7 protein-coding genes and 1 pseudogene are annotated in these 13,795 nt (G+C 44.7%); 7 read left to right on the top strand and 1 reads right to left on the bottom strand.

Annotated elements, in window-relative coordinates:
• Positions 1-41 precede the first annotated feature (41 nt).
• The 7 genes and pseudogenes from C9I89_RS02180 (at position 42) to C9I89_RS02145 (ending at position 12,637) form a co-directional block, all read left to right on the top strand.
• Positions 42-590, top strand: coding sequence for a cytochrome P460 family protein (locus C9I89_RS02180; protein WP_245905381.1), 549 nt, complete (start codon positions 42-44; stop codon positions 588-590).
• Positions 591-750: 160 nt separating this feature from the next.
• On the top strand, positions 751-1,359 hold the full coding sequence (gene msrA / locus C9I89_RS02170) for a peptide-methionine (S)-S-oxide reductase MsrA (protein WP_107281691.1): 609 nt from the start codon (positions 751-753) through the stop codon (positions 1,357-1,359).
• A 122-nt stretch (positions 1,360-1,481) separates the two neighbouring features.
• A complete protein-coding gene (locus C9I89_RS02165; RefSeq protein WP_107281850.1) occupies positions 1,482-2,690 on the top strand; it encodes a cation:proton antiporter in 1,209 nt (402 codons plus the stop codon).
• Between the two features lie 1,058 nt (positions 2,691-3,748).
• Positions 3,749-4,297: pseudogene (locus tag C9I89_RS02160) on the top strand (reverse transcriptase N-terminal domain-containing protein); the annotation flags it as partial.
• A 719-nt stretch (positions 4,298-5,016) separates the two neighbouring features.
• A complete protein-coding gene (locus C9I89_RS02155; RefSeq protein ID WP_107281690.1) occupies positions 5,017-7,089 on the top strand; it encodes a methyl-accepting chemotaxis protein in 2,073 nt (690 codons plus the stop codon).
• Positions 7,090-7,262: 173 nt separating this feature from the next.
• Entirely contained in the window at positions 7,263-9,125 is a 1,863-nt protein-coding gene (locus C9I89_RS02150) for a methyl-accepting chemotaxis protein (RefSeq protein ID WP_107281689.1), read from the top strand.
• A 419-nt stretch (positions 9,126-9,544) separates the two neighbouring features.
• Positions 9,545-12,637 carry a cache domain-containing protein gene (locus tag C9I89_RS02145; protein ID WP_245905380.1) on the top strand — a complete coding sequence of 1,031 codons (3,093 nt, stop codon included), beginning with the start codon at positions 9,545-9,547 and terminating at the stop codon, positions 12,635-12,637.
• Positions 12,638-12,819: 182 nt separating this feature from the next.
• Here the strand turns inward: C9I89_RS02145 and C9I89_RS02140 are convergent, their stop codons facing one another.
• Positions 12,820-13,581 carry an AraC family transcriptional regulator gene (locus C9I89_RS02140; RefSeq protein ID WP_107281687.1) on the bottom strand — a complete coding sequence of 254 codons (762 nt, stop codon included), beginning with the start codon at positions 13,579-13,581 and terminating at the stop codon, positions 12,820-12,822.
• Between the last annotated feature and the right edge of the window lie 214 nt (positions 13,582-13,795).

Genomic DNA, 13,795 nt, shown 5'->3' with positions numbered 1-13,795 from the left:
ATCTATTCCAATTTAGATATTACTGAAATGGGGAGAAGATTTTGATTCGACTTTACAAAACCAGTGCTAGCTTGGTGTTCACGATGATCGTCGTGGTAGCACCTCTGCTCATGGCAGACGACAACTTTTCTCCTTATTTTGATGGACAAGGCAACATCAGTTTACCGCCTGAGTTTCGTACCTCCATGGTACACCTAGGATCCTGGTTTGTACCCAAGGGCGATGCCAGCGGTTTCCACGATGTGTATACCGAAAAAGCGACAGTTGAAGCATACCGAAAGTTTCCCGACGGTGCCACGCTTGTCAAGGAGCTTCGGACTGCCAAAACGGGCAACTACACCACTGGCCGTGATATCAGCTATGCAACCGATGGTCTTAAACAATGGTTTGTGATGGTCAAAGACACTAAGGGACGCTTTACCGATAATCCGCTATGGGGTGATGTTTGGGGCTGGGCCTTGTATAAACCTGATGCTCCCACAAAAAACGTAGCCACTGACTACAAAGTGGATTGTCTTGGCTGCCATATTCCTGCCAAAAGTACCGACTTGGTATATGAGGAGGCTTACCCGACACTGGATGCAGACTAGGTAACGTTCAATGTCCAACCCGTGGCTTCGTGCAACATAGCCTGTCATCAGAACTTGGCTGAAGATGACTGGGTCTTTACCCAATATTACCCTGTGCTGCGGGCTGCCAAGGGGAAGGACATGTAGCAAGGCACTACGATTACTCCAGGAGACACAAGCGATGAGCCATTCAGACGATACTAAGATACAGGGACAACGAGTGCCAATGGCCGTTCCGGCTAGCCACTTTGTCAATGGAACGGTATTAAAGCCGCCGTTCCCTCCTGGGCTTGAAACGGCCATTTTCGGCATGGGCTGCTTTTGGGGCGCTGAAAAGCGCTTCTGGGAGCTTGAGGGAGTGTACACCACGGCGGTTGGTTATGCTGGCGGAAAGCTATTGCATCCGACTTATCGAGAGGTATGCGGAGGAGACACCGGACATGCCGAGGTTGTGCTGGTCGTTTACGACCCAGAGCTGATTAGCTATGAACAGTTGCTCGGGTGCTTTTGGGAGGGACACAATCCCACGCAAGGTCTTCGCCAGGGGAACGATATCGGCTCGCAATACCGTTCAGTTATCTTTGCGACGTCCGATGAGCAGGCCAGGGCGGCGAGAGTGTCGCTGGAGCGCTATGAGAAACAACTTTCGCTGTCCGGCTATGGTCGAATCACGACAGAGATTGAGCTCGCGCCGCCTTTTTATTACGCCGAAGAGAAGCATCAACAGTATCTTGCTAAGCATCCTCTCGGCTACTGTGGGCTAGGCGGAAGCGGTGTGACGTATGGATAATCAGGACATGTCCTCCGGCTTTGAGTATTCATGAGCGCAATTGTCGCTGATGCAGAACTGTCAGACTATGCGCTCTGTTCCGGTGGAATTGTCGAGTGTTTAAGTCTCCGGGGGCTCAGGTTATGCACGATATTTCATTTCTGGTAATTGTTTTTTTGGTTCTGGGTCTTGTAGGGCTTAATGCACTGACCTACTACTCACACCGCATTATGGTGTTGCCTGATATTGTTTGGGTGCTATTACTGGGGGTTTTGTACGGATTTCTGTCTACCTATTTAGGATTGGGGTTGCCTAAAATCACACTAAATTCCCAATTAGTCCTCTATGCCTTTGTTCCCTTGTTGATTTTTGCATCTACACAAAAAATCTGCTTGCATCATATTCGAAATGTGCTGGTTCCGGCCAGTTTGATCGGAAGTGTCGGCATTCTGATCAGCATGGCAGTTATTGGAGCCGTCCTTCATTTTGTGTTTGGCATGCCATGGCTAGCAACGTTGCTGTTCGGGGTTATTATCTCAGCAACAGATCCATTAGCAATTGGTGCGCTATTACATGAAAATAAAGAAATTCAAGAGTCACGTAAACTGCTGATTGAGGGGGAATCCATCCTTAATGATGGCTTTGTGGTGACGGTTTTTGGAGTCTTTGTGTTGCTTATGTTTGAAGGGGAAACATTCAGCCTAATAAATAGCAGTGCAAGCTTGTTAACCCACATTATTGGTGCCTTAATCATCGGTGTGGTTTTGGGGAGAGCCGCGCGTTGGTTACTGGCTTATTGGCGTGGGGAACACTTTACGTTAAGAACTAATATGACTATGGCTCTAGCCTATGGCAGTTTATTGCTAGCTGAAAGCCTACATTTTTCAGGTATTCTGGCGGTGTTTGCGGCAGCTCTAGCCTATGGCTATAAACGCCCAGAACCCGATAATAATACCCTTATTCAGCGACATCTATGGGACTATTTTGAATATATTGCCAACGCCTGCCTGTTCTTCTTGTTAGGAGCAAGTTTCATCGGACTCGCTTCATTCGAGCTGCTTACCTTTTCTTTGGTAATAGCTTCTTTAGTACTGCTGTTGGTTGCGCGGTTAATTGCTATTTTTCTACTTTTGCCTTTTATTAGCCTTGAAGGTAAGAGCCTGACTCATCAAGAATTTTGGTTGCTGAACTTTGCTGGTGCGCGAGGAGCAGTATCAATTGCACTTATTTTGTTGTTACCCGATTCATTTGAGTTGAAAGAAACATTTTTGTCGATTGCTTTCGTAATGATCCTGTTTTCTCTGGTGCTATACCCGTTAGTCATACAAAGACTACAAAGAAGGGCTAATTAATTGATTTTCAGAAATATTGAAGGAAATATGGAACTATTATCGACTTCGTGAGCGGCTCTTATTGTAGAGCCGGAATTAATTACACTGTTTCAAATAGACTCTGAATACATTAGCGCAAACCAACTCCGTCATTTTGAATTATCACTAGTGAAAACGGGACATAGCATACACGCTTTCCGTTTGCGGACGGTTTTGGCTGGATGCTTACAATTTACATCTGCTGGCAACACTCCTAGCTTTGTCGATATTTCTTCTCATGGCAAAGGTGACAGCTAGGTTAATGACTCTAACTGACTTTTGTCCGTGCGACCTGAAGTCGTATGAAGCGCTGTTCACCGCGATAAGCGTGAACCATCTGTATCACCAGATGACCCTAGGGTTCTGAATAAAGCAGCGAACTCGACAATGTAACGAAGTTCAGCAGCGTGCTGAACGGGAATGAAATCGTGAGAGGACGTTCCTCCTGATAACCACAAATTGGGTGTGCTACATGACGTCGTATGAAGCGCTGTTCACCGCTCAACGAGTGAACCATCTGTATCACCAGATGAACCTAGGAGCCTGAATAAAGTAGCGGCTCTGACAATGTAACGAAGATTGGTCACAGACCAATCGGGATCTAAATCGTGAGAGGTTGATTCTCCTGACAACCACATAAGTCGGGTGAGTGCTAGGTAGTCAGTATGACGAACACAAGTGAATCTGTGCAAGGTGCGTTACTGTGGAAGCAGCGGAAGTGGTTTATACGCTGTGGCCAAAAGGCACGGGAGAAGGAAAGGAGTTACCCGATTACCCTTTCGTGATCGCTATGCTCCCCGCACTATAGCAGGCGTCTACCCTGACATTGCGTGACATACGGAACATGGTAAGCCTGTATCGCTCCCTATGGGAAAGCCTCTGTGGCCTATAGTGATGCAGGTAGAGGAGGTTGGAAAAAGCAAAGGCTGCATTGTAATTATGCAGATACAGACCTGTGTCTGGTCACGAAAGTGAGCCCACTTCCAACTGGTCTCTCGTTGCGAGAGAGTTTGAAGAACTTTATTAAGGAAGAAAAGCAAATGATGATTTCGAATGAGATTAGTGCATCTTCTGACGGCGCACAATGGCAATCCATTAACTGGAAGGCCGTAGAGGCGAACGTCTTAAAGCTTCAAATGCGTATCGCAAAGGCAACTAGAGAAGGTAAACACAGCAAAGCGAAAGCGTTGCAGTGGTTACTCACTCATTCTCGCTCAGCAAAACTTCTTGCTGTTAAACGAGTCTCTCAAAATAAAGGCAGTAAAACGCCTGGAATAGATGGCGTCGTCTGGAACACAGATGCACGCCGTATGAAAGCAGTTAATCAATTGAGTCGCAAGGCTTATCAAGCTAAACCACTCAAGCGTATCTATATTCCCAAGAAAAACAGTAAGCTCAGACCCCTTGGTATTCCCTGCATGATTGATAGAGCGCAACAAGCTCTTCACCTTCTAGCATTGGAACCGATATCTGAAACTCTCGCTGACCCAAATAGCTACGGCTTTCGCCCTAACAGAAGTACGGCAGATGCCATCGCCCAATGCTTCATATGTTTGAGCCACAAAAAGTCTAATCAATGGATCCTTGAGGCACTTCTTTTACTTCTTCATTCCCCAGTCAATGCAATGCCCCCCTCGTCACCTGTCACCATTACGTGAACACCTTGAATAAGACTCGGCGCTGCTGTGAGCGTGAATTGCTGACGATCAGGCGTTTTATTAACAGGTATATCGCATATCTGAGGCGAGACGACAGCTTCGATGCGATCAGTTCATCAACAGAGGCAAGTTTTCTTGATTCTTTAACCGTTGCCATTCCCACGAAAAACAAGCATGCGAGCAAGATTGGAGTTTATCTGCATTGGCTGGATAAGCGTTAATTTATATTTAAATAACTAACACTTACGTAATAAAGCCGACGCGCAATAGTAGGCAATGGGGTATTCATATTTCTACACATTTCTATAATACTTATTCATAAAATAAATGCACTATCTGCACTTCAATTGGTTGCACCTGAGTTGTTGCATAAGCGCTAGGCGTGGATTAACTGAGCAGGAGATGTCCTCAAAGAGCTTAAAGCAATCGAAAGTTCTGAACTCAGCTGGGCGGAAGAGCTCCGGCTTTGTGGGGAGATCGTCAGTTGTTGAGGCAACATATCAGTAAGTTACATTTAAAAATAGGTAAATTCGTTCAATTCAATTTTTACAGCAAGCCTGAAACGAATATGTTTCTATTGGCGATTTCACTGAGAAATAAATAGAAAACAGTTTTTTAAATAACGCGAGTACAAACAAAGGTTTAGCCCCATGAATTTAACAATAAAAGCCAAGCTGGCTGCATTGCTATGCATTCCATTGCTTACAATGAGTGGTTTTTTTATTACAAGTCTTATGAATACGGAAAATGCTGTTCTTGAGGCGGAAAGTAGCAATGTCAGTGTGAAGGTAGCTAAATTATTGAATGATAACTTAAAGGGGCAGGTTGATACCGTTGCCCGCTCCCTTTCTTATTATTATGAGAATTCGAAGCTGGAAAATATCAAGGCAGAGTTAGCGACCGAGATAGCGACGTTTAGAGACACTATAGACAGAATTTATAACAACAGTGCTTCTGCGGCCGATGCAGAAAGCAGTATATATGCTTTTATCAATGAATACCGTTGGGACGATGGCCGTTATATCTTTGCTTATGATGCCGCAACGGTTATTAACAAGGCTAACGGTGCTAACGCCAGTATTATCGGCACCAGTTCTTATGATAAAAAAGATACCAATGGCAACTATTATGCTCAGGATATTGTCAGTTCTGCCAAAGCCAATAAAGTTGGTTTCACCAGTTATCAATTCTTCAATCCAAAAACCAAAAATACCGAAGAAAAACTGACGGCATCGGTCTACTTCGAACCGTTGAACTTGGTTATTGCGACGGGTGAGTACATCAGTACCCTAAGGCAAGATGAACTTGAGGCGGCTCTTAATACCATCAGTTCATCAAAATATGGTCAAAATGGCTACTTCTGGGTACAGGATAAGAATGGCAAGATCCTGGCTCACCCTAAGGCAGACATTATCGGTACTGTCATTCCGGAAACAACATTAAAAATTGCCAACAGCATCAAAGGTCAATCCGAAGCTCTTGTTACAACAGTTCAGGAAAACCCGACCACCAAACAGGCAGAAAGCAAATTTAACTATGCCAGAAATATTTTCCCGGAGTGGGGCTGGACTATTGTCACCGGCACTTATGATAGCGACGTCACCAGTATTCAGGAAGGCTTGACGAACGCTACGGCAGACATTTTTGGTGACAAAGTGTCTATGAGCATTGCTATTGCCGCTGGATTGCTGGTTATTGCACTGCTGGTTGCAGCCTGGTCGATCAATAAGATTGTTAAAGGCTTAGTGATGCTCAAAGAGCGTATTGATACCTTATCGACTGGCGAAGCAGATTTAACCTCGCGGATTGATATTACGTCGCATGACGAGTTGGGCGACATTGGCAATTCGGTCAACAACTTCATTATTTATCTGCAATCCATGATCCTGGAAATTGCTCAAGCTTCTGCTCATATCACTGAGGGTATCAAGCAGCTTGATGTACAGTCAGAGCAAAATAACCAGGCGTTAATTAAGCACGCGTCTGAGACGGATCAAGTCGTCGCGGCGATTACTGAAATGAGCGCAACGGCCGAGACAGTCGCACAGAATGCTACCGAGACCGCCGCGAACACCCAAAAAGCCAATGATGATGCGATGTTGGCAAAAGACGATGTGCTTGAGGCATCTGGCAGTATGATTGTTCTGGTGGATGAAGTGGATGCAGCATCATCAAGCATTAACACCATGAACGAGAATACTCAGCAGATTGTCAGTGTGCTAGGTGTGATTGGTGAAATTGCCGATCAGACTAACCTGCTGGCACTCAATGCCGCCATCGAAGCTGCACGCGCCGGGGAACAAGGACGAGGCTTCGCTGTAGTTGCTGATGAAGTACGATCGCTTGCTGCACGTACTCAGTCCAGCACCGCTGAAATCAATGAGATCTTAACGACATTACGTCAGGATGCTGCTAGTGCGGTTGCTGCAATGAATGTGACGAAAACGAGCTGTGAACGTACAGCAGAAAATGCAGAGCGGGTATCAAACAGCCTGGATGCGGTGACCGGTTCGATTGTCGAAATCAATGATCTCAGCACCCAAATTGCAACCGCTTCCGAGGAGCAAAGTTCGGTAACCGAAGAAGTAAGCCGTAATATGAATAACATCCGCGAGATGGTTCATGAATTGACCCAAAACGGACAAGCCACGGTAGACAGTACACAGAGCCTGGCAGCTGCCAACGCCCAACTGAACGTTCTGGTCCGTAAGTTTAAATTGTAATAACCCAATGTTTGCCCTTTTGTTAAGAATGATATAACAAAAGGGCGTTTAAGCACGGCGAAAATACTGTTCAGTAAAGGCATCTAAAGGTCCCCCCCTGCATTTCCTCATTACCAAACAAATTGAAATGTAAAATTGCTACTAATAATTATAAATTGGAATAAATAACAACAATGTCAATAAAGAGAACACTACACTGCATCGTGGCCATTATTTTACTCGCCATGGCCGCCTTAATGATAAGTTCGCACTATTTTATCGGAAAAATTGAAACTGTCATGGAGGCCTCTCAACTCGTTTATATAGTTGAAGTTGACGTGCTGACCTTGCGCAAGGAAGAAAAAGATTTCCTTGCGCGTAAAGATTTAAAATACAAGGCGCAATTTGACAAAAGTCTTGATCAGCTACATACCCATATTCAAAAGCTAAAGATAACGTTAGCTGACGCCGACATTCCATTTGAAATGCTACCAGCACTAACAGCCGCCTTTAACGAATACAGCAGCCGTTTTGACGATGTTGTCTCAATTCAACAAAAAATTGGCCTGGACAAAAACAGTGGCCTCTACGGTTCGCTGCGAGATGCGGCAAAGGAAGTAGAAGATCAAATCAACCGCTTCGACGATGAGTCCTTGCATGTTCAGTTGCTACTTCTGCGTCGTGATGAGAAGGATTTTATGCTGCGTCATGAGGATAAATACGCTGACACCTTTACTCGTCGCTTAGAAAGCATGCAAAGCCTGCTTGCTACACCTCAATATACGGCAGTCGCAACTAAGCTGACCGCGCAGTTAAATCAGTATCAGCAAGCGTTTAATCAGCTTGTCTCCCTTTCGCGCCAAGAAGGCTTAACCGATGATGAAGGGATGATTGGCGAGCTGAGAAGCACCATCAAAAAAACAGAAACCCTACTGACTGAGGAAGCGACCCAACTAAAAGGAAAAATAACCCAGGTTCAAGATGAAGCGAAATCTTTCCTGTTTATTCTCGGTGTCGGAATTACAATCATTATCTCTGCCTTGGTGTTTTACCTCGCCAGCCGGATCTCAGGCCGCCTGCACCAAGTGACCAAGACCATGAACGAAATTTCGCACGGTGACGGCGATCTTCGCGTTGCACTGGATACCAAAGGTAATGACGAGATCGCCGAACTGGGACTCGCCTTCAACAACTTTGTGGGTAAGATCCACCACACGGTCAATGTTGTCGCAAACTCAGTCCTGCAATTGGCCTCAACCACAGAGGAGATGTCGGTTGTAATGGAGCAGGCGAAAAACGGGGCATTCAAACAGCAGCACGAGATCGGCCAAATTTCCGTCGTCATGGAAGAGATGAATGCTGCGGTGCAAGAGGTCAAACAGCATACTAGCCAAGCCGAGGGTGCGGCAATGCAAGCCAAGCAAGAAGCCCATCAAGGATGTGAGGTAACAGAGCAGAGTATCCAAGGCGTTGTACTACTCGCCAGTGAGGTAGGAAGTGCTACCGATGTGATTAAGAAGTTGGTGATACATAGCCAAAATATCGGCGAAGTACTTAGTGTTATCCAAGGTATCGCTGATCAAACTAACCTGCTGGCGTTAAATGCTGCTATCGAGGCCGCTCGCGCTGGCGAGTCCGGCAGAGGTTTTGCTGTTGTTGCTGACGAGGTTCGTACCTTAGCATTGAGAACGCAGGAAGCTACCAAAGAAATCCTGACGATTACCGATGGGATCCAAACCGACGCCGAAGCTGCCACCCGAGTTATGGAAAACAGCCAAGCCCAGGCAACGAATGCTGTATCTCAGACCAAACTGGCCAATGGTTCGTTGCTCGATATTACAGCAATTGTTGAGCGCGTCAGTGAAATGAACAGCCAAATTGCGGTTGCGAGTGAGCAGCAGGGTCATACCAGTAATGAAATCAGCCATCATATGGAAGATATCAGCAAGGTGTGCGTAGAATCGGCGACCGGTATTGAGCAGCTGGCCGTGGCTAACAAGGAATTGGCAACTATGACCCATGAGTTAAAGAGCTTGGTGGGTCAATTCAAGCTATAAGCCCCTGATATCAGCATATTGTGTTAAATTAAAGAAAAGAGAGCAGCAATGACATCGGGTTATGCTGCTATAAAAACGGCAGGCTTTATTAAATAACCTCAGATCGGTTTAAGAAAGAGCAGCAAACCCTGTTAACAATAGCTGCTCTTCTTTTGCTGTTAAGTCTAAGGCGAGAGTCAGAAAGACTGACAAAGCGATGAGGATGATAGGGGTGTAAACATCTTAGGCTAGAGAGTCGCGATCTCAACTTTAAGTGAATTCAGAGTTGCAAAAAAAGTGGAACCCACATACGTATTATAAATCAGAGGGTTAGATCTATTAAACTTACAATAAAAACCAAGCTGATGACAATGCTGTGCATGCCGATGCTTATGATGAGTGGCTTTTTTATTACAAGTCTTGAGAACACAGAGAAATCCGTGGTCGAGGCAGAACACAGCAATGTTAACAAAAGGGTTACAGAGCTACTAAATGATAACTTAAATGGGCAAGTCGATACTGTGACCCGCTCCATTTCTTATTATTATGAAAATTCGAAGCAGGAAAATATCAAGGTAGAATTATCGGTTGATATAGCTACGATTAGAGACACAATTGAACGTATTTATAATAACAGTGCTTCTGTTGTCGATGCACAAACCAGCGTGTACGCTTTTATCAATGAATACCACTGGGACAATGGCCGTTATATCTTCGCATATGATGCCGCGACGGTTATTAGTACGGCTGATGGAGGCAACGCCAGCACTATCGGCACGAGTGAATATGACAAAAAAGACATCAATGGCAAATACTACGGTCGAAATATTGTCAGTGCAGCCAAAGCCAGTACCATTGGGTTTACCAGTTACCATTTCTTAAACCCGGCAAACCAAAAAGTCGAAGAAAAACTGACGGCATCGGTTTATTTCGAACCTTTAGACCTGGTTATAGCGACGGGTGAGTACATTAGTACACTAAGGAAAGATGAACTTGAGGCGGCTCTTGATACCATTAGTTCATCTAAATACGGGCAGAATGGCTACTTTTGGGTACAGGACAGAGACGGTAGGATTCTGGCTCATCCCGATTCGTCTATTGTTGGCACAATTATTCCATCAACAACCCAAAAAATTGCGAACAGCATACAAGGTCAATCCGAAGCTTTTGTTAAAACAGATCACAAAAATCCAACCACAAAAAAAACAGAAAGCAAAATTGTCTATGCCCGAAATATTTTCCCTGAATGGGGATGGACCATTGCCACCGGAGCTTATGAGAGCGACATCACCAGCATTCAGGAAGGCTTAACGAACACCACAGAAGAGATTTTTGCCGAAAAAGTGTACACGAGTACGACTATTGTTGCAGTACTACTCATAATCTCTTTGCTTGTGGCTGTATGGGCACTTAACGCAATTGTGCAAGACTTAGTCATTCTCAAAGAGCGCATTGATACCTTATCGACCGGCGAAGCCGACTTAACATCGCGGATTGATATTACGTCTCATGATGAGTTGGGTGATATTGGCAACTCGGTAAACAACTTCATTATCTATCTGCAGTCGATGGTCCTGGAAATTTCGCAAGCCTCTGCTCATATCTCTGACGGTATCAAGCACGCGTCTGAGACGGATCAAGTTGTCGCAGTCATGACTGAAATGAGCGCAACGACTGAGACAGTCGCACAGAGTGCTATCGGGGGGGCCGTTAATAGCTATAAACCCAAAGCACTGCTGTTAAAAGATGATGTGCGAGAGGCACCTGGCAGTATGACAGCTGCAATAAGAAAACTGGCGGCTGGTGATCTCTCCGTTGATATTCCGCAGGGGGAGAGTGACGAGATTGGTCACCTCGCGGATGCAATATGGGTATTTAAAAAAAATGCTTTAGCCCTGCGAGAGCACCAGAATGAACTGCAAAAACTGGTAGATGAACGTACTACGCAGCTGACAGAAGCCAATGACGCACTAAACAGTGAAGTCGCAATGCATGCAAAAGCGCGAGAACAAGCTGAAGAGGCTAACAAAGCCAAATCGTCCTTCCTTGCGCACATGAGCCATGAGATTCGCACCCCCATGAACGGGATAATGGGGACGCTATACCTTCTTGATGATACAACCTTAGACAACGCACAAAAAAATTACACTAAAACCATCATTTCATCAGGCGAAATTCTGATGGGGGTACTCAATAATGTTCTGGATTATTCTAAAATCGAAGCCGGATATTTCGATATTAATGAAACCAATTTCCGCACCAACGCGATGGTGGGCAATGTTGTCAACTTGCTTAAAGCCAGAGCCAAAGAAAAGAACATCAAACTAACCTATGCAGTCGCAAGCGATGTTCCAATTTGTTTATATGGTGACGCCAACAAGATCATCCAAATTCTCACCAATTTAGTTGGAAATGCCATTAAATTTACGAAACAGGGAAGCGTTCTAATCCGTGTGTTGATCAAGGAGCAACTGGCGGAAAAACGATTTTTGCTCACGTTTGAGGTTTTAGACACCGGCAAAGGAATTCCTGAAGAAAAGCAGATGGTTATCTTTGAGCCTTTTGAGCAGGCGACTCATTCAGAACGCGGTACAGGATTAGGTTTGCCTATCAGTAAGCGATTCGCTGAGATACTTGGCGGAGAGTTAACGGTGCGTAGTGAGCCGGATATCGGTAGCCGATTTATTCTCACACTGCCGTTGAGCGCTGCCGAGGAGTGCGAACCAACTTCCACAGATGAAACTGTTCCACTGTCTGTCCCGCCATTGAATATTTTGCTTGTAGAAGATAATGAAACGAATGTCTTGGTCGCGGAAGGATTCCTGAACAAGCTTGGCCACAAGGTTGTTGTGGCCATATCAGGCGAAATGGCACAAAGCGCAATAGAGAATCATCATGTCGATATCATCTTGATGGACATTAATCTACCGGATATTGACGGTGTTACGCTGACGGGTCAACTGAGAGAGAAAGCTAATCGTTATATACCAACGATTGCCTTTTCTGCCCATGTTTTCCGGCAAGAAATTGAATCATACCTAGAGGCCGGCCTCGATGGTTTCTTAGGTAAACCGGTACAGTTTGAGCAAATGGAAACAATTATCGCCAATGTTTATAACGGCCAACCAAGCAAGTTCGATACAGTCGATAACGTGGATAAAGAGCCTGTCGCAATTCTTTTCGACCATTCGGTGTTGGAGAATGACCGGCAGATCCTCGGAGATGGGCTGGTACACGAGATGGTGGCGATGTTTTACGAACGTTCGGCGACACTGACCAAAGAAATAGAAATCCAGAGTTCGGCCGACGGCCTTGAGTCGCCAGCTCACAGCCTTAAAAGCTCGGCTGGCGCCATTGGCCTAATCGCCCTGAGTAAAGCCTGTGAAAAACTTGAAATAGCTTGTAAGCATGGTGCTGATGAGCTGGAGTTAAATACATTGTCAGCGGCCTTACTTGCTATTTATATCCCTTCTATCGATAGACTGGAAGAGGAATTTCAGGCAACAAAAGTAATGGATAAGGCCGTATATTAAAGCCAAGACTTTAACTCGAAAAGTGCCCAAATCGATGTGGAAACAGGACTGCGGTGAAATACAGTTTGACTAACGTTAAAAATACTCTAGCAAAAATTTAGTGGCTCCCGTTACTGAGCGGGATCTCTAGACTAATATTGAATTTGATACGTTGTTGTTAGATAGGCAGGCTTGGACATTGTTCAAAGTGATGCTAAAAATCGCCCAGGCGTTTGGTTCGTATGTTTAACGAAGAATGCAATAAAAGCACTGCTACTAGAAAATTCCAGTTGCTGAGCTACGGTGCTGACAGCATGCTTTGCTGCGAGCAGTTCCATCGCTTTCATCAAGCGCCATTGTTGTCGCCATGCTTGGTAATTTAAGCCTGTTTCTCGCAGGAAAATTCTGCCAATAGTTTTACTGCTCGCCCCTATAGTATTTTCAATTTCTGTCAGTTTAGGCGGAAATATGTTTTGGTTAATCATTTCAAGTAGTGGCGCTATTCTTCTGTCTTGCGGTAGCATTAGTTTTAGTGAGTGCTGTAAAGCCGTGTTTAATTCTTCCTTGAAAACGGTCATTAATGAAAACTGTTCATTATGTGGTTTATCCCATGGCCAATGGGCCATCGTATCAATGATTTCTCTAAGTAATGGGGTAACAGTAATGACTAGCACATTATCTGGAAGTGATAGGTTCTCTTTAAAAAAGAGAGAGCGGAGCTCTGTCTCATTTTGAGCCAATGTCTTGTGTTTGGTCTGTGCAGGAATCCAAATTGCACAACCTTGCGGTATAAAGTAACGATATTGATTGATTTCAATAACGATACTTCCGTCTTTAGCAAGCAGTAACTGATGTTTAGAGTGCAGGTGCCAACCTGAATTGAATCTTGATAATTTAGCAGCTATACCGATGAACGGAGCATGAATTATTTCAGAATTGAAGTTATTTATGTTTTTAATATACATGTTCTGTACTCAGCTAGCAGACTAGGAGATTGCACAAGATTGGAAGTATGTTTAATCTCTTTATTGAGCAATTTATAGGTAGGAGCAATTTATGTCTCTGTCATTTTACGCCAATTCATGACTATTTCGTGCAGGATACGCCCTCGGTTCAAGTTGCATATAGTGGTTAATTATCATGATGAAAAGCGGAGGAGGTGATGGCTATTTTGTCATT

Origin of the sequence: Photobacterium lipolyticum (genome assembly GCF_003026475.1) — a bacterium.
GTDB lineage: Bacteria > Pseudomonadota > Gammaproteobacteria > Enterobacterales > Vibrionaceae > Photobacterium > Photobacterium lipolyticum.
This window is presented reverse-complemented; position numbering and strand designations above follow the sequence as displayed.